This window comes from Croceicoccus mobilis (assembly GCF_001661965.1).
Taxonomy (GTDB): domain Bacteria; phylum Pseudomonadota; class Alphaproteobacteria; order Sphingomonadales; family Sphingomonadaceae; genus Croceicoccus; species Croceicoccus mobilis.
In genome coordinates, this window is the sequence record NZ_LYWZ01000028.1 from 201968 (window position 1) to 227520 (window position 25553).

Consider the following 25553-nt stretch of genomic DNA (forward strand, 5'->3'; position numbering starts at 1 on the left):
TTCTCTCACTCGGCCGGAACGGCAGCGGGAAGGGGACGGTCGGCTTCGGGGTCGTAGGCGGCGTCGCGCATGGGCGCTTCGTCACGCAGCTTTCCGGCCAGCGTCATCCAGACGTTGTAGGACATCACCAGGGCGCCACCGAGGTAGAGCATGCCGCCCACGGCGCGCAGCACATACATCGGGAACATGGCGGCGACGGTGTCGGCGAACGACCACACGAGGTAGCCGTCGGGGCCGTATTCGCGCCACATCAGGCCCTGCATCACGCCTGCGACCCACATGCTTGCGGCGTAAAAGACGATACCCACCGTCGCGAGCCAGAAGTGCCAGTTGATCATGCGCAGCGAATACATGCGCTCACGCTTCCAAAGGCGCGGGAACAGGTAATACAGGCAGGCAAAGGTGATCATGCCGTTCCAGCCCAGCGCGCCCGAATGAACATGGCCGATGGTCCAGTCGGTGTAGTGCGAGAGCGCGTTCACCGTCTTGATCGACATCATCGGGCCTTCGAAGGTGGACATGCCGTAGAAGGCCAATGCCATCACCATCATGCGGATGATCGGGTCGGTGCGCACCTTGTCCCACGCGCCGTTGAGCGTCATCAGCCCGTTGATCATGCCGCCCCAGCTGGGCATCCACAGCATGATCGAGAACACCATGCCGAGCGTCTGCGCCCAGTCGGGCAGCGCGGTATAGTGAAGGTGGTGCGGACCGGCCCAGATATACAGGAAGATCAGCGCCCAGAAGTGGATGATCGACAGGCGATAGGAATAGACGGGCCGCTCGGCCTGCTTCGGCACGAAGTAATACATCATGGCGAGGAAGCCGGCGGTCAGGAAGAAGCCCACCGCGTTATGGCCGTACCACCACTGCGTCAGCGCATCCTGAACGCCCGAAAACAGCGAATAGCTGCGCGTGTTGAGGAGGCCCACGGGCATCGCGAGGTTGTTGACGATGTGGAGCATCGCAACCGTCACGATAAAGGCGAGATAGAACCAGTTCGCCACATAGATATGCGGTTCTTTGCGCTTAAGGATCGTGCCGACGAAGACCGCGAAATAGGCGACCCAGACGATCGTCAGCCAAAGGTCGACGTACCATTCGGGTTCGGCATATTCCTTCGACTGCGTGATGCCGAGGAGATAGCCGGTCGCGGCCAGCACGATGAACAGCTGGTAGCCCCAGAAGACAAAGCGGGCGAGGCCGGGGAAGGCCAGCTGCGCGCGGCAGGTGCGCTGCACCACGTAAAAGCTGGTCGCCAGCAGCGCATTGCCGCCAAAGGCGAAGATCACCGCGCTGGTGTGCAGCGGGCGAAGCCGGCCAAAGTTGAGGTAGGGTTCGAGGTTCAGCCAGGGAAACGCCAGCTGCGTGGCGATGAACACGCCCGCCAGCAGGCCCGCAAGGCCCCAGAACATCGTTGCGATCGCGCCCCAGCGGATGACGTCGTCGTCATAGACATCGGGCGTGGCCGGCATCTTGAAGAAGCCGCGCGCCCTTGCCGCGGGGTCGAGCCCCGTCGGGTCGAATCGCCCGGCCGACATCCACATCAGGATGAATGCGACCAGCGCGACGATCGTCGCGTGGACGGCAAAGCCCCCGTCGTGGGTCAACAGGGCGGCGAGCCCTGCCAATAGCATGATGCCGAACCATAACAGGACTCGGCCGATTGCGGATTCCGCTTGCATCGATATTCCCTCCGTTTGCCGCCCTCGACTAGACGGCGCGACTCATCGCCGCATTGATCCATCGCAATTTTGAAAGCCTGGACGCCTTTTCCTGAACTCAGATTCAGGCGGCGTTGCGCTCGGGCAGCTGCATGTAACCGCCCAGATCGCGCAGGGAGCCGATATCCGGGACCGTCACCAGCGACCGGCCGCTCGTCTCGATGATGCCGCTCATCCGCAGTTCGGCGAACTGGCGGCTGATCGTTTCATTCGTCAGGCCCAGCGCATCGGCAATGTCGCGGCGCGACATCGGCAGGCGCATGGCAAAGCCATTGCCCTGACGCACCCCGATCCGTTCGGTCATGCCGACAAGGAACGAGCACACGCGTTCCTGCGCCGTCTTGCGCCCGAGCGCGACCGACTTTTCGCTGGCGCGGTGCAGCGCGACCATGACGCGGTCGCACACTTCGCTCAGGATCGCGGGCTCGCTGCGGGCAAGATCGAGGAATTCACCGACCGGGAAGGCCAGCAGTTCGCACGGGGTCAGGGCCTCGATCGAATAGGCGTGCAATGCGCCGCCCGGCACGCAGGCCAGCTCTCCGGCGAAATGGAACGACACCACCTGTTCGCGCCCGCCCGATGCGCGCGCGACCAGCTTGGCCGATCCGACGCAGACAAAGGCGAGTTGCTCTGCCTTGGGATCGAATTCGGCATGGCCGTGCGAATCCAGCCTTATCGCCCGCGCGATCGAACGAAAGCGCAGGATGGTTGCATCCGGGGTCTCGGCAGGCAGCAGGGCCGCGGAGAACCGATCGAACAGTTCGGGGAAGGTGGTGCTCATGGCGACCGCATTGGGACCGCTGCGCATTTCCTTCATTGATCCGTGTCAATGAAGAGATGGGAAAGGCGGCGCAATTGAGCGCCAAGCGAAGCAACAGCAACGCAGGTGCCCAAATTGAAAAGGGTCGCCGCTGCCTCGCCCCAAGACCAGGTACAATAAAATGAGGGTTACTATGAAAAAGATTGCTCTTGCAGGCGTGGCCGCCATCGCTGCCATTGCCGCCCCTGCTGTGGCAAACGCACAGGAAGCGGGCGACGTTCAGGTCAAGCTCTTCGCCACGGGCGTCGTTCCCGATGGCAAGATCAAGTCGGTCGATGTCGATCTTGTCGGCCTGCCCGCAGGCACCGACACCCATGCCAACAACAATGTCGTGCCGACCGTGGCGGTCGAATATTTCTTCACCGACTTCCTGTCGGTCGAGACGATCTGCTGCATGACCGAGCATGACGTCGATGTCTTTAGCGGTCCGCTGAAGGGCGCCGAGCTGGTGTCGGACGCCAAGCTGATCCCGGCCACCGTGACGGCGAAGCTTCACGCCGATCTGGGCGGCGTGAAGCCTTATGTCGGCGCCGGCCCGACCCTGTTCCTGTGGCTCAACGAAAAGGCGGGTTCCACCGCCAAGGGCCTTGGCGTCAACGGTTTCAAGATGAGCAATGACGTCGGCTTTGCCCTGCAGGCCGGTTTCGATATCCCGATTCCCGACAGCAAGTTCGGCGCGAGCGTCGATGTGAAACGCTATTTCATCGACACCACCGCCAAGTGGTACGTCGATGGGACCAAGGTCATCCAGACCGTGCACGAGCTGGACCCCTGGGTCGTGAGTGCGGGCGTTACCTATCGCTTCTGAACCTGCCATCAGCCGGATGAACTTTTCCGGCTGATCATACCAAATGTTACAACTGATCAGGCCCTGGCCTGTTAGAAGTTCCCGGACCAATCGCAATGGCATGAATTGGGCCTGTCGCGATGCCGTCCGGGAACTTTTTGCGTATGTTTCCGGTTTTTGCCGCATTGCAGCGCAATTGGCAGTACGAAGGGAGGCATGCGTGCAAAGCTTCCGACTGAAGCTGACCGACGATGGCATCGGTCTTGAGAAATTTATCGACTTCGACGGCAGGGACGCCGGCGCCGCGCTTGAGGTGCTGGACAATGAAGCCGCCGGCCGCCGCGCCGAATTATGGAGCGGCGAGCAATTCGTCTGCGCCCTGACGCGCGACAGCGACGGCGGCGGATTCTGGCAGGTCAATCCGCGCGATTGAGCGTGGGCCGGTGCCGCAATGGCGGATCGGGACGGAGGACAGGGGCGGTTTCACCGCTTGCCGCCCGGCGGGCCAGCGCCTAGACGGTGCCGATGGCTGGCGAAATTCTCGATAACAACGGACGCGGCGATGCTGGCTGGAGCTGGCCTGCGATTCATCCCGAAGGTCGCAAGTTCGGCCTGATCTCCGCCGCGATCGCGCTGTTCTTTCTGCTCGCACTCGACTGGGAAATCGTCGGCTGGCCGCTCGTGCTGGTGACCATTGGCGTCTTCGCCTTTTTCCGCGACCCGAAACGCGTCGTGCCGCAGGACCCGGACGCGATCATCTCGCCTGCCGACGGGCTTGTCACCATGATCAGCCGCACGGCTCCGCCGCTTGAGCTGCAGATGGACGATGGCGCCGGTTCGCGCGGGATGGGAACGGAAGAGCTCGTGCGGGTTTCGATCTTCATGAGCGTGTTCGACGTCCACATCAATCGCGCCCCGATTTCGGGCACGCTGCGCCGCCTGGTCTATATTCCGGGCAAATTCCTGAACGCCGACCTCGACAAGGCGAGCGAGGAGAACGAGCGCCAGCACTTCCTGATGGAGCGCGAGGATGGCTCGCTGGTCGGCTTTACGCAGATCGCGGGGCTGGTGGCGCGCCGCATCGTGCCGTTCGTGAAGCCCGGCGACATGCTCGCCAAGGGGCAGCGCGTCGGTCTCATCCGATTTGGCAGCCGCGTCGATGTCTATCTGCCCGCAGGCACGGAACCCTCCGTGGTGCTGGGCCAGAAAGCGATCGCCGGCGAAACCGTGATCGCCCGCATGGGCGAGGCGAAACTGGTCGAAGGCATTGCACTTTGACCGAAGAAGGCTTGATGACCGAACAAGACGATAATCCTCGCAATGATCCCGACGCCGATATCGGCCCGCGCATCACCCACGGCGAACGCCCCGTTCCACGCAGGCGCGCCAAGGGGCTGACCGTCCGCGCCGTCACGCCCAACGCCATTACGGCTGCGGCGCTGTGCCTGGGGCTGACGGGCATTCGTTTCGCGATTTCGGGTGACTGGCGCATGGCGGTACTGGCCGTGCTGATGGCAGGCGCGCTTGACGGGATCGACGGGCGTATCGCTCGCCTGCTCAAGGCGCAGACGCGTTTCGGCGCAGAACTCGACAGCCTTGCCGATTCGCTCTCCTTTGGCGTTGCCCCGGCGCTGATCCTGTTTCTGTGGAGCCTGCAGGACCTGCCGCGCATCGGCTGGTTCGCCTCGCTCGCACTGGCGCTGTGCTGCATGCTGCGGCTGGCGCGTTTCAACGCGCAGATCGACATGGAGGAGCAGCCGCACAAGTCGGCCGGTTTCCTGACCGGCGTGCCCGCGCCCGTGGGGGCAGGTCTGGCGTTCCTGCCGCTCTATTTATGGATGGCGACGGGTGAACCGATCTTTCGCGAACCCGTCGTGGTCGCGGTGTGGGTGGTGCTCAATGCTTTCCTGATGATCTCCAACCTCGCGACGATCAGCTGGACGTCGTTGAAGCCGGGCCGCACCGTCAGGATCGAAGTCATTGCGCTGGTCGGCCTGCTTGGCGCCGCGCTTTTGCTGGAGCCATGGCTGACGCTGGCCACGCTATGCATCGGTTATCTGCTGCTGCTGCCCTATGGCTGGCTGCGTTATCGCAAGGTCAAGCGGCTGCGCGCAGCTGCTGCATCGTAACCGCGCGACCGCCGCTGCGGCGGGGCAGGGCAACGACGGTATCGCCATCTTCCTGAAACGCGGTACGCGGCATTGCCGCTGCATTCGCGGCGGGCAGTTCACCGCCCGCGATCTGCTCGAACATTCCGGCCATTTCCCGAAGCAGGACGCCGATCACGATCGCCGCGCCCAGAACAAGGGCGGAGAAGGCCAGTACGGGCGCCATTGCCATGAAGTCGGACATGATATACGGTCCCTTTTTGTTCCAGCGGTCGTTCCGCAAGGGCGGGGACCGGGTGAGCGAATAGGTGATTGCACGTAATTGACTGTGTGAACCAGTTTGTTCTCTATTTGTTCCGTTAAGTCAAGTGCAATCGTAACGGTCCATGCCATGCCGCATCGTCGCAGGGGGCTTCCCATCGGTTCGAAATGCCGCTAATGGCGCGCCGTTCGATCCGAATCCCTTCCGATCTCCGGGCGGGGCGGGCGGACGAAATCCACATGGAAGGCACACATAAACCGGTGCCGCGCGGCGCATGCCGCGGGTCACACGCCTTCCAGAGGTTCAACCGGAAAGGAATTACCTATGGCGTCCACTGGCGTCACGATGCAGCAATTGATCGAGGCCGGCGCACACTTCGGCCACCAGACCCACCGCTGGAACCCGCGGATGAAGCCGTATATCTTCGGCGCCCGCAACGGTGTTCACATCATCGACCTGTCGCAGACCGTGCCGCTGTTCCAGCGCGCGCTCGACTTCGTGTCGGCCACCACTCAGGCCGGCGGCAAGGTTCTCTTCGTCGGTACCAAGCGCCAGGCGCAGGATCCGATCCGCGAAGCCGCTCTTTCGTGCGGCCAGTACTTCGTGAACCATCGCTGGCTGGGCGGCATGCTGACCAACTGGCAGACCGTTTCGAAGTCGATCAAGAAGCTGAAGACCATCGAGGAACAGCTTTCGGGCGACACGTCGGGTCTGACCAAGAAGGAAATCCTCGACATGACCCGCAAGCGGGACAAGCTCGAGCTGTCGCTGGGCGGCATCCGTGACATGGGCGGCATTCCGGACGTGATGTTCGTGATCGACGCCAATGTCGAAGAGCTGGCCATCAAGGAAGCCAACGTGCTTGGCATTCCGGTCGTCGCCGTGCTCGACACCAATGTCGATCCTTCGGGCATTTCGTTCCCGATCCCGGGCAACGATGACGCCAGCCGCGCCGTGCGCCTGTATTGCGACGCGATCGCCGACGCAGCGCGTCAGGGCGGCACGCAGAACCTTGCCGATTCGGGTGCCGACATCGGCGCCATGGACGAGCCGGTTGCCGAGGAAGTTGCCGGCTGATCAGGCTGACGCGGGTGTCATGCCCGCGTCACCTCTGGCTGCTTATCGGCAGCCCGCATGAATTTCGCCCGCCGGGCCAGCGCGCCATTGCCGCGCACCCGGCCGGGCTTCACAGATGAAAAGGACATGAGCGATGGCTTATACCGCCGCTGACGTTAAGGCCCTCCGCGACAAGAGCGGCGCGGGCATGATGGACTGCAAGAAGGCATTGGAAGAAACCAATGGCGATCTGGAAGCAGCCGTCGATTTCCTGCGCGCCAAGGGTCTGGCCGCTGCCGCCAAGAAGTCGAGCCGCACCGCGGCCGAAGGTCTGGTCGGCGTTGCCGTTTCGGGCACCAAGGGCGTTGCCGTCGAAGTCAACTCGGAAACGGACTTCGTTGCCAAGAACGAGCAGTTCCAGAACTTCGTGCGCACCACCACCGAAGTCGCGCTGGGCGTAGACGCCGACGATGTCGAGGCGCTGAAGGCCGCTGCCTATCCGGGCGGCACCACCGTTGCCGACAAGCTGACGGACAATGTCGCCACTATCGGCGAGAACCAGCAGATCCGCCGCATGAAGTCGGTTTCGGTCACCGAAGGCGTGGTCGTTCCCTACATGCACAATGCGGCTGCCCCGAACCTCGGCAAGATCGGCGTTCTCGTCGCTCTGCAGAGCTCGGCTCCGACCGCGACGCTCGAAGAGCTGGGCAAGCAGCTGGCAATGCACATCGCTGCCGCTTTCCCGCAGGCGCTGACGGCTGAAGGCCTCGACGCCGAGGTTATCGAGCGCGAGCGTACGATTGCCCGTGAAAAGGCAGTCAAGGAAGCAGCCGACAGCGGCAAGGAAATCCCCGAGAACATCCTTGAAAAGCGCGTTGACGGTGCTGCTGCCAAATACGCCAAGGAGAACGCTCTCCTCTCGCAGGTCTTCGTCATGGACAACAAGACCCCGATCGCGCAGGTCGTCGAAAAGGCCGGCAAGGATGCGGGCGCCAAGATCGAGCTGGTGGACTATGTCCGCTTCCAGCTTGGCGAAGGCATCGAGAAGGAAGAGAGCGACTTCGCAGCAGAAGTCGCCGCTGCCGTGGGCGGCTGATCATTCAGCCAATCGCGGTTCCTTTGCGGAACTGACAAACAGACGGGCCGGGGAGCATCAGCTTCCCGGCCCTTTTGCTTTGCTTTGTTGGCGTCATTGCTGCCTATCGAGGTTGGACCAGAGGCAGAGGACGCTGGGTGAGCCAGAATGTCTTCGTTTCCTCCGCGCACCAGAAACCTTCGAACGTAGTATCCAGATCAAGGCTCGCCGCTCGCTCTTTCGTGGCGAAAATTGCGGTGTAGAAACTGTCCCAATGCACCCATGCCAACATGGAGTGATCGGGTGCCATCAGGCGAAGATGGCCGTATGTCGGGAAGTCATCCCGTGTGATCCACGGTTTCTCGTTGTCCAGCCCAATTACGGGAACGATGCATTCGTCATCGCCGAATTCGTCACCCGCGATGATCTCGGTAAAACCGGCGCGTCGAAACATCGCAGCCAGCTTGGCTTCGAAGAGTGGCGGTATATCGCCTTCTACCGGGAGGAATATCCGGTTTGCGGCGCAATGCCGTACCATGCGATCTGCGGCCTCAGGATCCGTAAGATCATCGCGCAGGCCCTTGATGTGGGTTCGCAGGGCTGCGTCCAGTTCGCAGTGATCCTCGAGGCCCAGTCTCTCGCACATCTCGCCCCAGCCGATCATTTGCCCGAAACGTTTTGCCATGTGATCGACCGATCGACCGTGCAGTTCCTTCCCCTTGCTGTGCTCGGCGGAAAGCTGGTCCATCCATTTTATGAAGTCAGCTCCGGCGGGACGGTCCTTGCCTTCCAGCACCAGCGTTCCGTGCTCGTTCAGGCGCGGGTCGAGGCCCTCGATGACAAAGAACGGGTGAAGGGAGATGAAGCCGCAATCGAATATGCCGCGATACCATGGCAGCATGGCCTCATCTTCGGGGGGCGGGAATTTTCTGCGATCAAACTCCGTCATGGGGCTAGCTTGCATGTCCGGGCACGGATGTCTCCCCCTGTGGACATCGACATAACCCCAACACACCACTTGGCATTCGCGTCCCGCGACCGTAAGGCCATGCCCAATCCCAGATCACTATATTCGAGTACGGCCCTTCATGTCCCTCCCGCAGTTCAAACGCATCCTCCTCAAGCTTTCGGGTGAGGTGCTGATGGGCGACCAGCCTTTCGGGATCGACACGGATTACGTGGCGAAGCTGGCCGAAGAGGTGAAGGCGGCCAAGGAGACCGGGCTGGAGATCTGTCTTGTCATCGGTGGCGGCAATATTTTCCGCGGCATGGCAGGCGCGGCCAAGGGCATGGACCGGGCGCAGGCCGATTACATGGGCATGCTGGCGACGGTGATGAACGCGCTGGCCATGCAGTCGGCGCTGGAGAAGATCGGCGTCGAAACCCGCGTCCAGTCCGCCGTGCAGATGGACCAGGTGTGCGAACCCGTGATCCGCCGCCGTGCGGAACGCCACATGGAAAAGGGCCGCATCGTGATCTTTGCCGCCGGTGTCGGCGCGCCCTATTTCACCACCGACTCGGGCGCGGCGCTGCGCGCGGCGGAAATGCGCTGCGACGCCTTGTTCAAGGGCACCAGCGTCGATGGCGTCTATAACGCCGACCCGAAAAAGGATCCGACGGCCACGCGCTATGAAACCGTCGGTTTCGACAAGGTGCTGGCCGATAATCTTCGTGTCATGGATGCGAGCGCCGTGGCGCTATGCCGTGACAATGACATCCCCATCGTCGTCTTCTCGATCCGGGAGCGGGGCAATCTGGCCCGCGTGCTCGCGGGTGAGGGGACGCAGACCGTAGTCGGAAACGTCGCGGCGGCCTGAAAACCCCGCTTGAACCGAGAGGACATGTGACATGGCCAAATATGACAAGGCCGATATCGAACGCCGGATGGCCGGCGCTGTTGAATCGCTGAAGAGCGACCTTGCGGGCCTGCGCACGGGCCGCGCCAATACTTCGCTGCTCGATCCCGTGGTGGTCGAGGTCTATGGCTCGATGATGCCATTGAACCAGGTCGCGACCGTTTCGGCCCCTGAACCGCGCATGCTGTCGGTGCAGGTGTGGGACAAGGCGAACGTCACCGCTGTCGAAAAGGGCATTGCCCATGCGGGCCTTGGCCTCAATCCGTCGATCGATGGACAGACCCTGCGCCTCCCGATCCCCGACCTGACCGAAGAGCGCCGCCGCGATCTCGCCAAGCTGGCGGGTAAATATTCCGAAGGCGCGAAGATCGCGATCCGCAACGTGCGCCGTGACGGCATGGAAGCGTTGAAGGAAGACGAGAAGAAGAAGGAAATTTCCGAAGACGAGCGCAAGCGTCACGAGGACGAGGTGCAGAAGCTCACCGACAAATACGTGGCCGAGACCGACAAGGCGGCAGAGGCCAAGGAAAAGGAAATCATGTCGCAGTGAGCAGCGCTGCGCCTTCCTTGTCTCCCGCGGGTGGCGATATCGTCCCTGCGCATGTTGCCGTCATCATGGATGGTAACGGGCGCTGGGCGAAGAAACGCATGCTGCCGCGCGCCATGGGGCACAAGAAAGGCGTGGAGGCCGTGCGTAATCTCGTCCGGTCGCTGCGCGGCACCGGGGTCAAGGCGCTGACGCTTTATGCGTTCAGTTCCGAAAACTGGAAGCGCGGCGCGGACGAGATCGACGACCTGACGAAGCTGATGAAGCATTTCATCCGCTCCGACCTTGGCGAGATGATCGAAAATGGCGTTCGCCTGCAGATCATCGGTGATCATTCTGCCTTCGAACCCGAGGCGGTTGCGCTGATCGACGATGCTCTGGCGCGCACCGCGCATAATACCGACACGACGCTGACCGTTGCGCTGAACTATGGCGGCCAGCAGGAAATCGCTCGCGCCGCCGCTGCGGCTGCCGCGGTGGGCGACGTAACGGTCGAGACCATCGCCGCCCATCTCGACACGGCTTCGCTGCCGCCACTGGACCTGCTGATCCGCACCAGCGGCGAGGTGCGGCTTTCGAATTTCCTGCTCTGGCAGGCGGCCTATGCCGAGCTTTATTTCACCGATGTGCTCTGGCCCGATTTCACGCCGGAACATTTCCGCGAGGCACTGGCGTCATTCTCGGCGCGCGAACGGCGTTATGGCGGACGCTGAACCTGAAACACCTGAAGAGCGCCGCCGCGACCGCTTGATGCGCGCCATGCGCGTGCCACTCAACGTGCGTACGTCGGACCTGCCCAAGCGTGCGGCTTCGGCCGTGGTGATGCTGCTGGCCGCGGGCGTGTGCTTCTGGCTGGGTGGCTGGTTTGTCGATGGGCTGATCGGCGCAGTCGCGGCGGCTTGCTATTGGGAATGGCAGCGGCTGGTGCGCGAACGTGGGTTGAAGCCGTTCACGCGCGCGATCTGGTATGCGGGCGGAATACTCTACATCGGTCTTGCCGCATGGCTGCTGATAGAGATGCCCGAGCGCATGTTCCTCCTCATCCTTGGCGTGGTGATCGGGACGGACACATTCGCCTATTTCACCGGGCGAACATTCGGCGGGCCGAAGATCGCGCCGCGCATCAGCCCGTCTAAGACATGGTCCGGCCTTGTCGGCGGGATGATCGGCGCAACTCTGGGCTTGCTGCTGTTCCTGTGGTTTTCGCACATGTGGCTGGCGGGCGTGCTGCAATCGGGCGGTGACGGCGTGCACCATGATACCTATCTCATCTTCGGTGCACCGGCGCTCTTCGGCTTTGCATTGCTGTCGGGCGCGGTGCTGGCGGTCGTTGCGCAGGCGGGCGACTTTTTCGAAAGCTGGATGAAGCGCAAGGCATCGCGCAAGGACTCCTCGAACCTCATTCCCGGCCATGGCGGCGTGTTCGACCGTGTCGATGGCATGCTGCCCGTCGCCATCACCATCGGCCTGTTCATGCGGTATCTGGTATGACGCGCACGATCTCGATCCTGGGGGCTACCGGTTCCATCGGCGCATCGACGCTGGATCTGGTGCGGCGCAATCCCGATGACTGGCGCGTCGTCGCGCTCTCGGCCAATTGCAACGTGGCAGAGCTTGCCGCGCTGGCGCGCGAGTTCAACGCCGAGGTCGCGGTTGTCGCGGACGAAGGCTGCCTTGGTGATCTGCGTGAGGCATTGGCGGGCACCGGCATCGAAACCGCTGGCGGCGAGGGCGCTCTGGTCGAGGCGGCATCGCGCCCGGTCGACATGTTCGTCGCCGCCATCGTCGGCTGCGCAGGGCTTGCCCCCACCATGGCCGCGATCGAGCAGGGCGGCACCATCGCCCTTGCCAACAAGGAAGCACTGGTGTCGGCGGGCGAGGTGATGACAGCCGCCGTCACGCGCCATGGCGCGACGCTGCTGCCGGTCGACAGCGAGCATAACGCGATCTTCCAGTGCCTTCAGGGCGCACGGGTCAGCGATGTGCGCTGGATCACGCTGACGGCCAGCGGCGGGCCGTTCCGCGATGCGACATTGGAGCAGTTGAAAGCCGCGACCCCGGCGCAGGCGGTGAAGCACCCCAACTGGTCGATGGGCGCGAAGATCAGTGTCGACAGCGCCACGATGATGAACAAGGGGCTTGAGTTCATCGAGGCGCATCATCTGTTCCCCGTGGGGCTCGACCGGTTGCGCATCATCGTGCACCCGCAATCCATCGTGCATTCCATGGTCGAATATCGCGATGGCTCGACGCTGGCGCAGCTTGGGCCGTCCGACATGCGCGTGCCCATCGCCAGCGCGCTGGCGTGGCCCGCGCGCATGGACACGCCCTGCGATCCGCTGGATCTGGCGGCCATCGGCACGCTGGAATTTCGCGCGCCCGATGAAACACGTTTTCCCGCGACCAGGCTGGCGCGCGAGGCTGCGGCCCATGGCGGCGCTGCCCCGGCGGTGCTGAACGCCGCGAACGAGATCGCGGTGGCAGCTTTCCTTGATGGGCGCATCGGCTTTACCCGCATTGCCGCCATGGCCGAAGACATGCTCCAGCAAGGGACGCTTCCGCCAGCGCCTGTGACACTGGACGAGGTTCTGGTTATCGACCGGGAAACCCGTTTGCGGGCCAAGGCGTTGTTGCAGGCGGCCTGAGCCCCATATTGGGCCTGTATCCCTGCGTCTTGCGGGCGGCTAAGGAAACTGAATGTTCGAGAACGTATCGATCTTCACTGCGATCATCGGCTTTATCCTTGTGCTGGGCCCGCTGGTGGTCGTGCACGAGTTGGGGCATTATCTGGTCGGCCGCTTTTTCGGCGTGAAGGCAGAGGCGTTTTCGGTCGGTTTCGGCAAGGAGATTGCCGGGTTCACCGACAAGCGCGGCACCCGCTGGAAGCTCTCGGCCCTGCCATTGGGCGGCTATGTGCAATTCGCAGGCAACATGAACCCCGCCAGCCAGCCGACCGACGAATGGCTGGAACTGCCCGAGGAAGAGCGGCAGAAGACTTTTCAGGCCAAATCGCTGGGCGCGCGCGCGCTGATCGTGGCGGCGGGGCCGGTCACGAATCTGATCGTCGCGGTGCTGATCGTCGCAGGCTTCGTCTTTGCCTATGGCGAGCAGGTGGCAGAGCCGATCGTGGGCGGTCTGGTCGACGATTCGCCCGCACTGGCAGCAGGGCTTGAGCCGGGCGACCGCATCGTCGAGGTCGACGGTGCGCGGATCGAGACTTTCCGCGATGTCATTGACCGCGTCGCTCCCTATCCCGGCGATCCGGTGGAGGTGACGGTCGAGCGTGACGGGCGGGAAATCCCGTTCAGCTTCGACATTGGCACCAATCTCGAAAAGGACCGCTTCGGCAACGAGTTCCGCACCGGCTATCTCGGCGTGTTGAGCTATGAGGGCGGCTATCGGTTTGAGGAGCGCGGGCCAATCGAATCGCTGGCGGCGGGTTTCGACCGCTCGATGATGCTGATGAAACTGCAGGCGGTCGGAATCTGGCAGATCATCACGGGCCGCCGCTCGGTTAAAGAGCTGGGCGGGCCGATCAAGATCGCCAAATATTCGGGCGAACAGCTCGTTTCGGGATGGCCTGCCTTCATCTCTTTTATCGCAGCGATCTCAATTAACTTGGCATTCATTAACCTCCTGCCAATTCCCGTGCTCGACGGCGGGCATCTCGCCTTTTACGCGGCGGAAGCAGTTCGCCGGAAACCGATATCCGCAAAGGGCCAGGAATGGGCTTTCCGCACCGGAATGGCATTCGTGCTGACCTTGATGGTCTTCGTGACCATTCTCGACATCTCCTCGCTGCCGATCTTCGGCGGCTAGGCGCGCGTTCATCGGCGGTTCCGGCCGCTGCGCCGGTCCGTGCCGCGTATCGGTCCGGCAGGCTCCCTTTCGCGGATAATACACGGCAGCGGCTTGATCGCTGCCCTTCCATGATGCACAGGGCCACGGTTGAAAACGGCGCCCGTTGTCCGGCCCCGTGGTTTGAATTGATGGGGCGGGGACATCACCGCATCAGGATCGAGATTTGCGCATGACGAGACGGGAAGGATCGCCGATGGCGAAGACGGCAGGCTTTGACGCTGTGGCCGGTGCCAGATTTGGCGTGAAAACAGGCGGCGGCATGCTGACCGCATTGCTGGCATCGACGGCGCTGTGCGTGCCAGCGGCGCTTGCGCAGGATGCACCGGTCGCCGCTGGCGAGGTGCAGGTTCCGGAAACGACCCAGTCGGTCCCGAACCAGAGCATCATCCGCACCATCGCGGTCGCAGGCGCCCAGCGCCTCGAGCCGCAGACCATCCTGTCCTATATCCAGCTGCGCCCCGGTCAGGTCTATACGCAGGAAGCGGCCGACCAGGCCCTGAAGGACCTGTACGCGACCGAGTTGTTCAGCGACGTCAAGATCGCCGAGAACAATGGCGCGGTCGTGATCGAGGTTCAGGAAAACCCGATCATCAACCGCATCATCCTCGAAGGCAACAAGCGCCTCAAGGACGACAAGATCCAGCCCGAGATCAAGCTCGCCCCGCGCCAGATCTACACCCGTTCCAAAGTCCGTGCCGACGTTGCGCGCATCATCGAACTATACAAGCGGCAGGGCCGCTTCGCCGCCACGGTGGAGCCCAAGGCGGTGCAGCTCGACCAGAACCGCGTCGACATCGTCTTCGAGATCAAGGAAGGCCCCAAGTCCAAGGTCCGCCAGATCAACATCATCGGCAACGAGGTGTTTTCCGATGGCGAACTGCGCGGCGAGATGCTGACCAAGCAGACCGGCTTCCTGTCCTTCATCAAGGGCAACACCAGCTACGACCCCGACAAGCTCGCCTTCGACCAGCAGAAGCTGCGCCAGTTCTACCTGACGAATGGCTATGTCGATTTCCGCGTCGTATCCGCCGTCGCCGAGCTGACGCCCGACAAGAAAGACTTCATCATCACTTACGTGGTGGAGGAAGGCGAGCGCTACAAATATGGCGATGTCGCGGTCGACAGCCAGCTGCGCGACTTCAATTCCGAGGCGCTGACCAGCCGTCTCGCGATGCGGACGGGCGAATGGTACAACGCCGAGCAGGTCGAGAGCGTGATCGAGGGCCTGTCGGAAACGATCGGTGCCTTTGGCTATGCCTTTGCCACGGTCGATCCGCGCTATGACCGCAATGCCGATGAAAAGACGATGGGCGTCACCTTCGTCATCAACCAGGCGCCGCGCACCTATGTCGACAAGATCGAGATCAACGGCAACACACTGACGCAGGACAAGGTGATCCGCCGCGAGTTCCGCCTGGCAGAAGGCGATGCGTTCAACTCGCTGCAGGTCAAGCGTTCGACCAACCGCATCAAGTCGCTGGGCTTCTTCCAGGAGAACTTCGAAGTCGAGCAGCAGCCCGGCAGCGCGGACGACCGCGTCAATCTGATCGCCAATGTCGAGGAAAACCCGACCGGCGAACTCCAGCTCTCGGCCGGTTTCTCCAGCCTTGAAAGTTTCATCCTGCAAGGGTCCATCCGCGAGCGTAACTTCCGCGGGCGTGGCCAGACCGTGGGGCTCAGCCTCAACTATTCGCGCTATTCGCGTTCGGCGCAGGTGTCCTTCACCGAACCCTATGTCTTTGACCGCAACATCTCGTTCGGGATGGACATCTATCGGCGCGACTACAACAGCTTCAACTACTACAACTCGAACCGCAACACGACGTACGAGAGCACGACGACCGGCTTCTCGATGCGCGCGGGCACGCCGCTCAGCGAGTATATGACGGTCATTGGCAAATACACGCTGAACTTCGAGGATGTGAGCCTTGGCAGCGAGTATTATTCCGACCTCGACGGCGATGGCATTACCGAGTGCGATCCGCTGCGCGCGGGCCGCTATCTGTGCGATGCGCTGGGCAAGCGGACCAGCTCGATCATCGGCGGCTCGCTGGTGTTCGACAATCTCGACAACCGTATCCGCCCCTCGCGCGGCAATCGTGTGGTAGCGAGCGTCGATTTCGCCGGTGTCGGCGGTGACGTGAACTATCTGCGTGGCCGGCTTGAGGCATCCAAGTATTGGGGCCTTGGCAGCGGCTTCATCTTCAGCGTGCAGGGCGAGGGCGGCTATATCTACGCGCTCGAGGATCGCGGCGACCAATATACCGACGACGTCCGCCTGACCGACCGTTTCTTCCTGGGCGAACCCGACATGCGCGGCTTTGACATTCGCGGCATCGGTCCGCGCGTGCTGAGGAAGACGATCGACTCGACAACCGGTGAAGTCTCGACCAAGCGTAGCCGCTGGACCGATGACGCGCTGGGTGGCCGTGCCTATTATCGCGGTCGTGCCGAGATGGAGATTCCGCTGGGCGCAGGCGCCCGCGAAATGGGCCTGAGGCCTTCGATCTTCGCCGATATCGGCGCTGTCTGGGGTCTGACGGACCCGCAGGTGAACAACATCTATCAGTACACGACCACGGTCGAGAACGAGGATGGCAGCACCAGCACCACAACCACCACGACGACCAGTCCGACGGCACCCGACGGCAGCGACGCCACCCTTGTCGCGGTCGAGGAATATGTCGGCGATTCGCCCAAGCCCCGCGTAGCCGTGGGTATCGGCGTGAACTGGAACTCACCTTTCGGTCCGCTCCGGATCGATTTCTCGAAGGTCCTGCTCAAGGAGAAGGGTGACGACCCCAAGACCTTCAGTTTCAACGTAGGGACTCAATTCTGATGAAGAACTTTACCAAGAAGGCGGTTCTGGCCGCCCTGATCGCCGGTGCAGCACCGGCCGGCATGATCGCAGCCGCGGCCCCCGCCGCAGCGCAGGTCGTGCCCGGCCTCGGCGTTGCCAACCCCGACGCGATCGTTGCCAATTCGAACGCGTTCAAGACGGCAGAGACGCAGCGCCAGACCACTTACAAGGCGCAGATCGACCAGGCCGAAGCACGCCGCCAGCAGATCGCGGCGCAGCTCGAACCGCTCTACACGAAGTTCGAGGCCGACCGCTCTGCCGCGAACCCCGATCAGAACGCGCTGCGCCAGCAGGCTGCCCAGATCCAGCAGATCGAGCAGTCGGGCCAGGCCGAGATCCAGCAGATCCTGCAGCCGCTGGCCCTGTCCCGCGCCTATGTGGTCGAGCAGATCAGCGACAAGCTGATGGACGCGATCAACGCCGCCAAGACCAAGCGCAAGATCACGATGGTTCTCGACCCCTCGGCCGTCGTCATGGCGGATCAGGCCTATAACCTGAACCAGGACGTGGTGAACGAGCTGAACACGCTGATCCCGAATGCGCAGATCGTTCCGCCGCAGGGCTGGATGCCGCGCGCCCAGCGCGAAGCCGCTGCCCAGCAGCAGGCTGCTGCGCAGCAGCAGCAGGCAGCCGGTCAGCAGACCAGCGGCGGCCGTTAAGGAGCGATCATGAGCGACACCGGCGATAAAGAAACGGGCGGCGCGGGCGAGCTTTCGATCCCGCGCATCCTCGAACTGCTGCCGCATCGCTATCCGATGCTGCTGGTGGACCGCGTGGTCTCCCTCGACCCCGAGGCCGGCATCCACGCGGTAAAGGCCGTGTCGTTCAACGAGGATTTCTTTCAGGGCCATTTCCCGGGCCGCCCGATCATGCCGGGCGTGCTCCAGATCGAGGCGCTGGCACAGGCTGCGGGTCTTCTCGCGGTGGAGGCGCTGGGCCTCGCCGGAACGGGCAAGCTGGTCTATTTCCTCGCGATCGAGAATGCGAAGTTCAGGAAGATGGTCGAACCCGGCCATCTGCTCGACCTCAAGGTCGAATTCCTGCAGCGCCGCGCCCGGATCTGCAAGTTCAAGGGCGAGGCCTCGATCGACGGTGAAACGACATGCGATGTCGAATTCACCGCCATGATCGAGAAATAAGCATTTGCGGGCGGGGCCAGTGGCTCCGCCCGTTCTGCATCAGTCGGTCGTAAAGCTGTAGCTGAGCGCGACGCCCACACCGAACTGGTCTTTTGACCCGAACGCGCGCGTCACTGGCGATGATGCCGCATCGCCGACCAGCCTCACATAGCTGGCATAACCGGCAACGCCCCACGGGCCCCCGATAGCGAAATCCGCGCCCAGCGTGGCGCCCACGCCCTGAATGCCGCTTCCTGCGTCATATTCGGGCAGGCCGGTCGCGATGGCTTCTTGCGGCGTGACGTCGAAATAGGCGCCGGTCTGCTTGCCATCGCCCCATTTGACGCGTGGACCAAAGCTGATCAGCCAGTCGTCGCGGTCGCGCATGACATAATCGACGCCGGCCTGCGCGACCCACCCATCATGGCCGCTCACCGCTTTCCTGACTTCGGCAAAGCCATAGAGGTGCTCGCCCACCTCCAACTGCGCCGCGCCGCCCAGCTCGACGCTGCGTTTCACCACATCCATGCCCGGTGCGTCAGACTGTTTGCGTTTTCCCACCAGCGCGAGGCTGGGGCCGATTGAAAAGCCGGAGCGCGAAAAGATCGGGACGGAAAAGCTTTCATCCGGCGATTCATGCGCGAAATAATCTGTGCCGCGCGCCCGGTCGAGGTCGATATAGGGCGAGAAATTCATATGATCGGCACCGGGGTAGGGTGTGCCGAAACCCGGACCCAGCGCGATGCGATAGCGGTGGGCGCGCTTTTCGGGCGGTGGTGCAGGCTGGATCGCAGCGGCATCCACCGCGGCGCTTTCCGTTGCGGATTCGGTATCGCTGCTTTCATCGGCATATGCGCTACCCGGCAGTGCGAGAGCGCAGATCGCGAGCATGGCGGCGGGGGCAGTGGCGGCCCGTGTCGTTTTCATTATAGTCCCCTTTACCCGCAAGATCGCATGAGCGCCCGGTTCGTTCCCATAAGCGCGCGATCGCGCCGCTACGAACAGCCATTTCAGGGCGGACCCGGACCGGCCGTCGCAAGCAAGTTCCGCTGTGCTTGCCAGAATCATCGGCAGGCGTTATGGGCGCGCCTTTCGACACCCGAGCGGCCGGTCGGTACCGGCGCATCACCGCGGAGCATTATGCCATGAAGGCCGATACCCACCCCGATTACCACATGATCACGGTCAAGATGACCGATGGCACCGAATTCCAGACCCGCTCCACCTGGGGCGCGGAAGGCGACACGCTGACGCTGGAAATCGATCCCACTTCGCACCCGGCGTGGACCGGCGGCACCAAGCAGCTGCAGGAAGGTGGCCGCGTGGCACGCTTCAACGCCAAGTTCGGCGGCCTCAAGCTCAAGAAGTAAGCGCTGCGTCAGCGGCCCGTGCGCCCCGATTGGGGCAAGGGCCGCGACCGGTGACCGAAGAACGAAAAGGGCGGCTCCGCATCATGCGGGCCGCCCTTTTTGCGTGTGGGTCGTGGACCGGGCGATCAGCCCAAGAGATAATAGCCCGCGGCCAGGATCGGCGCCCACAGCGCCAGTGCGACCGGCACCCCGATCAGCATTCCGCGAAATGCGCCAAAGGTTGCGGTCTGCGGCTCGGCCAGATGGACATCGACCGACGCCGTGTCTTCGGCGCAAGACGCCTCATCGCGCCAGAGCTGGCTCTCATGCTCGATGATTTCGTCGAATGTGGTCGAATAATGATCCATGAAACCCCCGATCACGGACGGGATGTTCCCGGCCCGTTCCTGTTTCACGGATAGTCGCACGCGCGCGCCAACGGAATCGTTGGAAAATACCTAGGTAACAGTCCCTAGCCTGTGCGTGCCGGACAAGAGATCAGACATAGGGCTTTTCGCGATACCATTTGGTGATCACGTATTTCAGGCCTTTCCTGACCTTTAGCGCATGATGCAGCGTCGCGGCATTGGGTGACAGATCGGCGCGGCGGTTGTTCCAGCATACCAGCCTGCCGGTTTCGGGGCGGAAGGTCTTGTCCACGACCTTGAACCGCGTCGCGCCGCCTGCCTGCGGTTCGTTCAGATAGACCATGAAGGTCCAGGTCCGGTTGCCCGCTTTCGCGCAATTGGCTTCCCAGTCCTTGCCATTGGGTTCGAAGTAATCGGTATGGGCCTTGAATTCCTGCCCTACGTCATAACGCTGGCCCTGCATCGGTTCGCCCAGCACCGGATCGATACCGTTCAATTCGGCCAGCCGGTTTTCCAGATTGACGACCGGCGCATCGTCGGGGGCGAAGTGGCAGGTTTCACTGGTGCGGAAATAATGGTCGCCATTGCTGTCGGTGATGGTCGATGGCTGGCGGTTCCTGTCGATCAGTTCGACCAATGCGGCGCATTCCCCGGCGTCGAGGAACAGCGGCATGGTGTAAAGCTCCAGCTTGGGCGAGGGGAAGACGCGCATGCCCTCTGCTGCGCGCAGGCGATCGGAAACGGGGGCGTCTTCAAACAATGCTTGGCTGGCCATTTGCGCGCTCTAACCCTTTGGCAGGGAGGCTGCCAAGTATCGATCTGTCTTTCCTTTGTGCTGCCCCCTTGCCGATGTGCGGCGCGGCGCGCATAGCCATGGCCGCTATGGCAAGGACGGGTCCCATGGGCAGAAAGGCCGCGCGCCGCAATCATGCAGGCAGGCGCGCCAATGGCTTCAGCCTGATAGAGATGCTGGTGACGCTTTTCGTGCTGGCGCTGCTTGCGACGGTGGCGGTGCTTTCGCTGCCCGGAGAGCAGGCCGAGCTGCGCCGCTCAGCCGAAAGCTTTGCCGCGCGCACCGGCGCTGCCCGGAACGAGGCCATCGTTTCCGCCCGGCCGATGGCGGTGGTGGTGGGCCCCGCCGGCTATTATTTCGAGGAACGCCGCAGCGGCGGATGGCAGCCACCCGATGCGCGCAGCCTTCAGGGCGGTGACTGGCCCGCAGGCGCGTCGCTGAACGGGCAGACAGGCAACCGCCGCATCATCTTCGATTCACTCGGTCTTGCCTCTGCCGATGCGCGGCTGGTGCTGACACGCGATGGTCACAGCGCGGTCGTATTGATCGCGCGCAATGGCGATATCCGGACAGAGGCGCGCTGAGATGGAGCGCAAGGCGGCAAACGGCTTCACACTGATCGAGATGCTGGTGGCGCTCGCCATCTTCGCGCTTGCCGCTCTGGCCCTGCTTCGCATGGAAGGGGCCGCGATCTCGCGCACCGCCGATCTGGATCAGCGGGTGGCGCTGGAGGTGACGGCGCAAAACCTTGCCGCCGAATGGATGAGCGATCCCGCCGCCCCCGCTCTGGGAGAGGACAGCGGCATCGTGCAGAACGCGGGCCGCAATTTCGCATGGACCCGCATCGTCGACCGGCCCGAGGAATTATCGGGCGCGACCCGCATCCTGCTTTCCGTCCGGCAGGCCGACGGGCAGGGCAGCGCGGTCAGTTTCGAGATTTTGAGGGCCGCGCCATGACGCGCCGTCCCAACGGATTCACGCTGGTCGAGATGATGATCGCGCTGCTCATCTTCTCGGTCATTGCGGGCGGGGCGCTGGTGCTGCTGCGCTTTTCCGTCGATGCCGAGCTGGCCAGCGCGCGGGCGACCGATCGCATCGCTTCGGCCCGCAGGCTGGTCGCGGTGTGGAACGCCGACATGGCGCAAGCCTCGCCGCGCCCGGCGCGCGGTGATGGCGGCGCGCTCGAACCGGCGATGCTGGTCGGGCAGGGCGGTGACCTCATTACCCTGACGCGCAGCGGGTGGGACAATCCTTCGGGTGAGCCGCGCCCCTCGCTACAGCGCGTGACATGGCGGATGGACGGCAATCGCCTGCTGCGCATCGGCCGCGGCTTTACCGATGGCGCGATGGCGCAGGAGCCGGGGGTGATGGCCGAACTGTCGGGCATCCCGCGACTGCGTTTCCGCATGGCGCAGGGCAATTGGATCGAGAGGTGGGAGCCTGAAGATCCATCGGAATTGCCCAGTGCGATCGAACTGGTCCTGCCGCAGGCGACCGGCGCGCCGCTGCGCATCGTGACGCTGGTCGGCTCCGGCCCGCAGCCGGAAATGGAGAGCGATGCCCCCGGCGATAATCCACCCGGAGGGCAGCCGTGACGCGCCGCGCGGCAAATGAATGGATGCGCGCGCGCGGGCGCGGGGCGGCGCTGCTGGCCGTGCTGGTGCTGGTCGCGCTGATGGCGGTGATCGCGACCCTGATGCTCGACCGGCTCAACCTTGCCACGCGGCTTGCCGCCAATAGCCAGGCCATGGCGCAGGCGCGGATCTATGCCGCCAGTGTCGAGCAGGTCACGCTGGCGCGCCTGACGCAGCTGGTGGCGATGGATGAGGACAAGACGGTCGACCGCATCAATCTGCTGGGCCGTGAAACCGTGCTGCCGCTGGGACGCGGCAGCGCCATGGTCATGGTCGAGGATGCGAGCAATTGTTTCAACGTCAACGCCATGGGGGCGGGCCGCGACGGCAATGGCGGACGTTTCGATACGCCGGCGCGCAACCAGTTCGTGCGCTTGATGGAGGGGCTGCAGGTCCCGTCCAATGATGCGCAGGCGATTGCGGATTCCCTTGGCGACTGGGTGGACGAAGACGGCAATGTGCGCGGCGGCGGAGCGGAGGACGATTATTACCTCGGCCTGCCCACACCCTATCGCACGCCCAACCGCGCGATCGTCGAATTGTCCGAACTGCGATCGATCAAGGGCATGAGCGAGCCGATCTACCGCCGCCTCTATCCATGGCTATGCGCGCTGCCGACGGGCGATGATGCCAAGGTCAATGTCAACACGCTGCGCCCCGATCAGGCGCGGCTGATCGCGGCCATGTCCCCGGGGCTTGACGTGAACCGCGCCCGCGCCTTCATCGCCTCGCGCCCCGAAACCGGCTGGAACAGCATGAGCGAGGCGCTGGGCATGATGGCGCGCGGCGACAATGCGGTGTTCGGGGCAGGAGCCCTGCGGCAGATGGCAATCAAGAGCGAGATGTTCACGATCCGCATCCGCGTCATGGTCGATAATATCGAGTTGACCGAAGTCGCGCTGGTCGATGCAACGCAGGAAGGCAGCCGCGTGATCGCGAGGAGCTGGGGCGAGCAGCCCTGATTCGGCGCACATGATTCGGGGCAGGCGACTCGCAGGCGGCAATTACGGTCGAAATCGCCTCGCTGACGCGACGCATCATTGCGCGGCTTTATAATATTGCGTAGTTCGCGGCCCGCGCGCGGTTTTTGCTTTCCTTGCGGGAAGAGTTGTGCAACAGGCCCCCTCCGCTGCTTGGAGATGGTTGACGCCATCACCGCACAGTGAAATCAGGGCGCCCCGGCCGGGCCTATCCGGTCGGCAAAGCGCATTTATGGCGATCGTAGCTCAGTTGGTTAGAGCGCCGGTTTGTGGTACCGGAGGTCGTGGGTTCGAACCCCATCGGTCGCCCCATTTCACTCGCAGGGGCAAGCACTTACGCCCCTTGCCCACGCGAAAGGCGGCATGGCGGCATGTGGAACAATCCCGCATTTGACGAACACGAAAAGCTTACTCTCGTCCATGATCGGGCCAGCGGGCTTTCGGCCATTATCGCCATTCACTCCACCCATCGCGGCCCCGCCGCGGGCGGCACGCGTTTCTGGCATTACGCCAATTCGAAGGACGCTATCACCGATGCGCTGCGCCTGTCGCAGGGCATGAGCTATAAGAACGCCATGGCCGATCTGCCTATCGGCGGCGGCAAGGCGGTGATCCTGGCCGATGCGGACCGCACCAAGACGCCCGAGATGCTGGCGGCTTTCGCCGATGCGGTCGACGCGCTGGGCGGGCGTTACATCACTGCCGAAGACGTGGGCATCACGGAGGCCGACATGGTCGCCGTGTCAAAGCGCACGCGGTTCGTGACCGGCCTGCCTGCCGACGAAAGCGGCGCGGGCGGCGATCCGGGGCCCTATACCTCGCGCGGGATCTATCTGGGGCTGAAAGCTGCGGTGGAGCACAAGCTGAACCGTTCTCTGGATGGCGTGCATGTCGCGCTTCAGGGCACCGGCAGCGTGGGTTCGGGCCTTGCCCGCCTGCTGGCCGCCGATGGCGCAAAGCTGACGCTGGCCGACATGAACGAGGCGCGGGTGAAAGCCCTGGCCGAAGAGCTGGGCGCACAGACCGTCGCGCCCGATGCGATCATGACCGTGCCGTGCGATGTCTTCAGCCCCAATGCGCTGGGCGGCATCCTGACACCGGAAAGCATTGCGGCGCTCGATTGCCGGATTGTCGCTGGCGGGGCGAACAACCAGCTCGACCGGGTCGACGATGGCAGGCTGCTGGCGGATCGCGGCATCCTTTATGCGCCCGACTATGTGTTGAACGCAGGCGGGATCATCGCGGTCAGCTATGAATATTTCGCGCGCATCGACGGTAAGCCGGTTGATACGGATGCCATCGACACGCGGATCAGCGGCATCGCGGATCGCCTGCGCGAGGTCTGGGCCGAAGCGGACAGCAGCGGCGAGCCGGTGAACCTTGTCGCCGACGCCATGGCAAGGCGCAAGATCGGGCGCTGATCTCATTAGCGGATGGGCGGACCGGATCGGGGCTGAACGCAGCCTTGATCCCCGCCTTGGTCGATGGTGGGACTTGCGGGCGCGCATCAAGCCTGCAAGAGCGGTGCCGGGCGCGTATTGACGTGCCCCGAGGACACGGACTGAAGCGCACCATACGCCATGCACGGTTTTGCCAATCCCGCACGTTTCCTGCGCCTTGCAAGGTGGCTGACACCGCTGTGCCTGTTGCTGGGCCTTGCCCTTGCGGCGGGCGCGCTGATCTATGGCTTGCTGTTTGCGCCGGCTGACCGGCTGATGGGCGACACGGTCCGTATCCTTTACATCCACGTGCCTGCCGCATGGCTGGGGATGGGCGGGTGGACGACCATTGCCATCGCTTCGCTGGTCGAACTGGTCTGGCGGCATCCGCTGGCCAATATCGCGGCGCGCGCGGCTGCGGTGCCGGGTGCTGTCTTTACCGCCATCTGCCTTGTCACCGGCTCCATCTGGGGGCGGCCCACATGGGGCACATGGTGGGTGTGGGACGGGCGGCTGACTTCCATGCTGGTGCTGCTGCTTCTGTACTGCGCCTATATCGCGCTGGCGGGCGCGGCGCAGCGGGACATGGCGGCGGGATCGGGCGGCAGCCGGGTGACCGCGATCTTCGGCCTTGTCGGCGCGGTCAATGTGCCGATCATCAACCGTTCAGTCGTGTGGTGGAATAGCCTGCATCAGCCGCCGAGCATCACCATGGGCAAATCCGCGATCGACCCTGCTTTCCTGACCCCGCTGCTGATCGCTACGCTTGGCTTTTCGCTATTGTTCGGCGGGGTGGTGCTGGCGCGCATGCGGATGCTGCTGGCCGATATCCAGGCAGAGGCTCGGCTGCGGCGCAAGGCGCAGAAGGCCCAGATGAAGGCGGAGCTTTCCGCTGGCGCGGATTGGCAGTAGAGCG

At 63.3% G+C, this 25553-nt stretch carries 29 protein-coding genes and 1 tRNA gene; 23 read left to right on the forward strand and 7 right to left on the reverse strand.

Going from position 1 to position 25553, the window contains the following annotated elements:
* Positions 1-5: 5 nt before the first annotated feature.
* Both ccoN and A9D13_RS18765 read right to left on the reverse strand, forming a co-directional pair.
* Complete coding sequence (gene ccoN, locus A9D13_RS18760; protein ID WP_066777318.1) at positions 6-1685, reverse strand: cytochrome-c oxidase, cbb3-type subunit I; 1680 nt, start codon at positions 1683-1685, stop codon at positions 6-8.
* Between the two features lie 103 nt (positions 1686-1788).
* Positions 1789-2505, reverse strand: coding sequence for a Crp/Fnr family transcriptional regulator (locus tag A9D13_RS18765; RefSeq protein WP_066777631.1), 717 nt, complete (start codon positions 2503-2505; stop codon positions 1789-1791).
* 172 nt (positions 2506-2677) lie between these two features.
* On the opposite strand from A9D13_RS18765, the gene A9D13_RS18770 reads away from it, so the two are divergent.
* The 4 genes from A9D13_RS18770 to A9D13_RS18785 all read left to right on the forward strand — a co-directional run bounded on the left by A9D13_RS18770 (position 2678) and on the right by A9D13_RS18785 (position 5460).
* Positions 2678-3352, forward strand: coding sequence for an OmpW/AlkL family protein (locus A9D13_RS18770; protein WP_066777320.1), 675 nt, complete (start codon positions 2678-2680; stop codon positions 3350-3352).
* Between the two features lie 199 nt (positions 3353-3551).
* The gene (locus tag A9D13_RS18775) at positions 3552-3764 is read left to right on the forward strand and encodes a hypothetical protein (RefSeq protein ID WP_066777328.1); all 213 of its coding nucleotides are present in this window, start codon (positions 3552-3554) and stop codon (positions 3762-3764) included.
* Between the two features lie 92 nt (positions 3765-3856).
* The gene (locus A9D13_RS18780; protein WP_066777331.1) at positions 3857-4609 is read left to right on the forward strand and encodes a phosphatidylserine decarboxylase; all 753 of its coding nucleotides are present in this window, start codon (positions 3857-3859) and stop codon (positions 4607-4609) included.
* Between the two features lie 14 nt (positions 4610-4623).
* Positions 4624-5460: a CDP-alcohol phosphatidyltransferase family protein gene (locus A9D13_RS18785; protein WP_082922577.1), complete on the forward strand. Its 837-nt coding sequence runs from the start codon at positions 4624-4626 to the stop codon at positions 5458-5460.
* On the opposite strand, the gene A9D13_RS18790 is transcribed toward A9D13_RS18785, so the two are convergent.
* Positions 5429-5683, reverse strand: coding sequence for a hypothetical protein (locus A9D13_RS18790; RefSeq protein ID WP_156522182.1), 255 nt, complete (start codon positions 5681-5683; stop codon positions 5429-5431). The genes A9D13_RS18785 and A9D13_RS18790 overlap by 32 nt on opposite strands.
* Positions 5684-6025: 342 nt before the next feature.
* Between A9D13_RS18790 and rpsB the strand changes: the two genes are divergently transcribed.
* Together rpsB and tsf are read left to right on the forward strand one after the other, a co-directional pair.
* Entirely contained in the window at positions 6026-6778 is a 753-nt protein-coding gene (gene rpsB / locus A9D13_RS18795) for a 30S ribosomal protein S2 (protein ID WP_066777338.1), read from the forward strand.
* Positions 6779-6911: 133 nt separating this feature from the next.
* Positions 6912-7853 carry a translation elongation factor Ts gene (gene tsf, locus A9D13_RS18800; RefSeq protein WP_066777342.1) on the forward strand — a complete coding sequence of 314 codons (942 nt, stop codon included), beginning with the start codon at positions 6912-6914 and terminating at the stop codon, positions 7851-7853.
* 103 nt (positions 7854-7956) lie between these two features.
* On the opposite strand, the gene A9D13_RS18805 is transcribed toward tsf, so the two are convergent.
* Positions 7957-8781, reverse strand: a complete 825-nt coding sequence (locus tag A9D13_RS18805) for a DUF2711 family protein (protein WP_066777346.1) — start codon at positions 8779-8781, stop codon at positions 7957-7959.
* A gap of 139 nt (positions 8782-8920) precedes the next feature.
* Between A9D13_RS18805 and pyrH the strand changes: the two genes are divergently transcribed.
* From pyrH to fabZ, 9 genes are all read left to right on the forward strand, one after another.
* Positions 8921-9649, forward strand: coding sequence for a UMP kinase (pyrH, locus tag A9D13_RS18810; RefSeq protein WP_066777349.1), 729 nt, complete (start codon positions 8921-8923; stop codon positions 9647-9649).
* A 31-nt stretch (positions 9650-9680) separates the two neighbouring features.
* A complete protein-coding gene (gene frr / locus A9D13_RS18815; RefSeq protein ID WP_066777351.1) occupies positions 9681-10238 on the forward strand; it encodes a ribosome recycling factor in 558 nt (185 codons plus the stop codon).
* 65 nt (positions 10239-10303) lie between these two features.
* A complete protein-coding gene (gene uppS / locus A9D13_RS18820; RefSeq protein WP_066777638.1) occupies positions 10304-10948 on the forward strand; it encodes a polyprenyl diphosphate synthase in 645 nt (214 codons plus the stop codon).
* Entirely contained in the window at positions 10935-11726 is a 792-nt protein-coding gene (locus A9D13_RS18825; protein WP_082922565.1) for a phosphatidate cytidylyltransferase, read from the forward strand. The genes uppS and A9D13_RS18825 overlap by 14 nt, the downstream gene beginning before the upstream one ends.
* Positions 11723-12880 (forward strand): 1-deoxy-D-xylulose-5-phosphate reductoisomerase, encoded by a 1158-nt coding sequence (dxr, locus tag A9D13_RS18830; RefSeq protein ID WP_066777355.1) that lies wholly within the window; start codon positions 11723-11725, stop codon positions 12878-12880. The genes A9D13_RS18825 and dxr overlap by 4 nt, the downstream gene beginning before the upstream one ends.
* Positions 12881-12932: 52 nt before the next feature.
* Positions 12933-14054 carry an RIP metalloprotease RseP gene (gene rseP, locus A9D13_RS18835; protein WP_172808228.1) on the forward strand — a complete coding sequence of 374 codons (1122 nt, stop codon included), beginning with the start codon at positions 12933-12935 and terminating at the stop codon, positions 14052-14054.
* A gap of 301 nt (positions 14055-14355) precedes the next feature.
* Positions 14356-16935 carry an outer membrane protein assembly factor BamA gene (gene bamA / locus A9D13_RS18840; protein ID WP_066777646.1) on the forward strand — a complete coding sequence of 860 codons (2580 nt, stop codon included), beginning with the start codon at positions 14356-14358 and terminating at the stop codon, positions 16933-16935.
* Positions 16935-17615: an OmpH family outer membrane protein gene (locus tag A9D13_RS18845; RefSeq protein WP_066777357.1), complete on the forward strand. Its 681-nt coding sequence runs from the start codon at positions 16935-16937 to the stop codon at positions 17613-17615. The genes bamA and A9D13_RS18845 overlap by 1 nt, the downstream gene beginning before the upstream one ends.
* Before the next feature lie 9 nt (positions 17616-17624).
* Complete coding sequence (gene fabZ / locus A9D13_RS18850; RefSeq protein ID WP_066777360.1) at positions 17625-18095, forward strand: 3-hydroxyacyl-ACP dehydratase FabZ; 471 nt, start codon at positions 17625-17627, stop codon at positions 18093-18095.
* A 39-nt stretch (positions 18096-18134) separates the two neighbouring features.
* On the opposite strand, the gene A9D13_RS18855 is transcribed toward fabZ, so the two are convergent.
* Complete coding sequence (locus A9D13_RS18855) at positions 18135-19001, reverse strand: MipA/OmpV family protein (protein ID WP_066777363.1); 867 nt, start codon at positions 18999-19001, stop codon at positions 18135-18137.
* Positions 19002-19219: 218 nt separating this feature from the next.
* Between A9D13_RS18855 and rpmE the strand changes: the two genes are divergently transcribed.
* Entirely contained in the window at positions 19220-19444 is a 225-nt protein-coding gene (gene rpmE / locus A9D13_RS18860; protein ID WP_066777647.1) for a 50S ribosomal protein L31, read from the forward strand.
* Between the two features lie 125 nt (positions 19445-19569).
* On the opposite strand, the gene A9D13_RS18865 is transcribed toward rpmE, so the two are convergent.
* Positions 19570-19839, reverse strand: a complete 270-nt coding sequence (locus A9D13_RS18865; protein WP_172808229.1) for a hypothetical protein — start codon at positions 19837-19839, stop codon at positions 19570-19572.
* A gap of 82 nt (positions 19840-19921) precedes the next feature.
* Positions 19922-20566, reverse strand: a complete 645-nt coding sequence (locus A9D13_RS18870) for a prolyl hydroxylase family protein (protein WP_066777372.1) — start codon at positions 20564-20566, stop codon at positions 19922-19924.
* Between the two features lie 125 nt (positions 20567-20691).
* On the opposite strand from A9D13_RS18870, the gene A9D13_RS20875 reads away from it, so the two are divergent.
* From A9D13_RS20875 to ccmC, 7 genes are all read left to right on the forward strand, one after another.
* On the forward strand, positions 20692-21168 hold the full coding sequence (locus A9D13_RS20875; protein WP_066777374.1) for a GspH/FimT family pseudopilin: 477 nt from the start codon (positions 20692-20694) through the stop codon (positions 21166-21168).
* 1 nt (position 21169) lies between these two features.
* Positions 21170-21541 carry a type II secretion system minor pseudopilin GspI gene (gene gspI, locus A9D13_RS18880; RefSeq protein WP_066777376.1) on the forward strand — a complete coding sequence of 124 codons (372 nt, stop codon included), beginning with the start codon at positions 21170-21172 and terminating at the stop codon, positions 21539-21541.
* The gene (gspJ, locus tag A9D13_RS18885; RefSeq protein WP_066777379.1) at positions 21538-22179 is read left to right on the forward strand and encodes a type II secretion system minor pseudopilin GspJ; all 642 of its coding nucleotides are present in this window, start codon (positions 21538-21540) and stop codon (positions 22177-22179) included. The genes gspI and gspJ overlap by 4 nt, the downstream gene beginning before the upstream one ends.
* The gene (gene gspK, locus A9D13_RS18890) at positions 22176-23180 is read left to right on the forward strand and encodes a type II secretion system minor pseudopilin GspK (protein WP_082922569.1); all 1005 of its coding nucleotides are present in this window, start codon (positions 22176-22178) and stop codon (positions 23178-23180) included. The genes gspJ and gspK overlap by 4 nt, the downstream gene beginning before the upstream one ends.
* Positions 23181-23433: 253 nt before the next feature.
* Positions 23434-23510, forward strand: a tRNA-His gene (locus A9D13_RS18895).
* A 59-nt stretch (positions 23511-23569) separates the two neighbouring features.
* Entirely contained in the window at positions 23570-24619 is a 1050-nt protein-coding gene (locus tag A9D13_RS18900; RefSeq protein WP_066777382.1) for a Glu/Leu/Phe/Val family dehydrogenase, read from the forward strand.
* Positions 24620-24778: 159 nt separating this feature from the next.
* A complete protein-coding gene (gene ccmC, locus A9D13_RS18905; protein WP_066777385.1) occupies positions 24779-25549 on the forward strand; it encodes a heme ABC transporter permease CcmC in 771 nt (256 codons plus the stop codon).
* Positions 25550-25553 lie beyond the last annotated feature (4 nt).

Excerpts from the sequence above, each read along its gene's own strand:
- gspI (WP_066777376.1), top strand. The coding sequence starts at position 21,170 with ATGGAGCGCAAGGCGGCAAACGGCTTCACACTGATCGAGATGCTGGTG.
- pyrH (WP_066777349.1), top strand. The coding sequence starts at position 8,921 with ATGTCCCTCCCGCAGTTCAAACGCATCCTCCTCAAGCTTTCGGGTGAG.
- bamA (WP_066777646.1), top strand. The coding sequence starts at position 14,356 with ATGCTGACCGCATTGCTGGCATCGACGGCGCTGTGCGTGCCAGCGGCG.
- rpsB (WP_066777338.1), top strand. The coding sequence starts at position 6,026 with ATGGCGTCCACTGGCGTCACGATGCAGCAATTGATCGAGGCCGGCGCA.
- rpmE (WP_066777647.1), top strand. The coding sequence starts at position 19,220 with ATGAAGGCCGATACCCACCCCGATTACCACATGATCACGGTCAAGATG.
- A9D13_RS18870 (WP_066777372.1), bottom strand. The coding sequence starts at position 20,566 with ATGGCCAGCCAAGCATTGTTTGAAGACGCCCCCGTTTCCGATCGCCTG.
- A9D13_RS18785 (WP_082922577.1), top strand. The coding sequence starts at position 4,624 with ATGACCGAACAAGACGATAATCCTCGCAATGATCCCGACGCCGATATC.
- A9D13_RS18900 (WP_066777382.1), top strand. The coding sequence starts at position 23,570 with ATGTGGAACAATCCCGCATTTGACGAACACGAAAAGCTTACTCTCGTC.
- A9D13_RS20875 (WP_066777374.1), top strand. The coding sequence starts at position 20,692 with ATGGGCAGAAAGGCCGCGCGCCGCAATCATGCAGGCAGGCGCGCCAAT.
- tsf (WP_066777342.1), top strand. The coding sequence starts at position 6,912 with ATGGCTTATACCGCCGCTGACGTTAAGGCCCTCCGCGACAAGAGCGGC.
- uppS (WP_066777638.1), top strand. The coding sequence starts at position 10,304 with ATGGATGGTAACGGGCGCTGGGCGAAGAAACGCATGCTGCCGCGCGCC.
- A9D13_RS18765 (WP_066777631.1), bottom strand. The coding sequence starts at position 2,505 with ATGAGCACCACCTTCCCCGAACTGTTCGATCGGTTCTCCGCGGCCCTG.
- rseP (WP_172808228.1), top strand. The coding sequence starts at position 12,933 with ATGTTCGAGAACGTATCGATCTTCACTGCGATCATCGGCTTTATCCTT.
- fabZ (WP_066777360.1), top strand. The coding sequence starts at position 17,625 with ATGAGCGACACCGGCGATAAAGAAACGGGCGGCGCGGGCGAGCTTTCG.
- A9D13_RS18855 (WP_066777363.1), bottom strand. The coding sequence starts at position 19,001 with ATGAAAACGACACGGGCCGCCACTGCCCCCGCCGCCATGCTCGCGATC.
- A9D13_RS18805 (WP_066777346.1), bottom strand. The coding sequence starts at position 8,781 with ATGACGGAGTTTGATCGCAGAAAATTCCCGCCCCCCGAAGATGAGGCC.
- frr (WP_066777351.1), top strand. The coding sequence starts at position 9,681 with ATGGCCAAATATGACAAGGCCGATATCGAACGCCGGATGGCCGGCGCT.
- A9D13_RS18845 (WP_066777357.1), top strand. The coding sequence starts at position 16,935 with ATGAAGAACTTTACCAAGAAGGCGGTTCTGGCCGCCCTGATCGCCGGT.
- ccmC (WP_066777385.1), top strand. The coding sequence starts at position 24,779 with ATGCACGGTTTTGCCAATCCCGCACGTTTCCTGCGCCTTGCAAGGTGG.
- A9D13_RS18780 (WP_066777331.1), top strand. The coding sequence starts at position 3,857 with ATGGCTGGCGAAATTCTCGATAACAACGGACGCGGCGATGCTGGCTGG.
- gspJ (WP_066777379.1), top strand. The coding sequence starts at position 21,538 with ATGACGCGCCGTCCCAACGGATTCACGCTGGTCGAGATGATGATCGCG.
- A9D13_RS18770 (WP_066777320.1), top strand. The coding sequence starts at position 2,678 with ATGAAAAAGATTGCTCTTGCAGGCGTGGCCGCCATCGCTGCCATTGCC.
- ccoN (WP_066777318.1), bottom strand. The coding sequence starts at position 1,685 with ATGCAAGCGGAATCCGCAATCGGCCGAGTCCTGTTATGGTTCGGCATC.
- dxr (WP_066777355.1), top strand. The coding sequence starts at position 11,723 with ATGACGCGCACGATCTCGATCCTGGGGGCTACCGGTTCCATCGGCGCA.
- A9D13_RS18825 (WP_082922565.1), top strand. The coding sequence starts at position 10,935 with ATGGCGGACGCTGAACCTGAAACACCTGAAGAGCGCCGCCGCGACCGC.
- A9D13_RS18790 (WP_156522182.1), bottom strand. The coding sequence starts at position 5,683 with ATGTCCGACTTCATGGCAATGGCGCCCGTACTGGCCTTCTCCGCCCTT.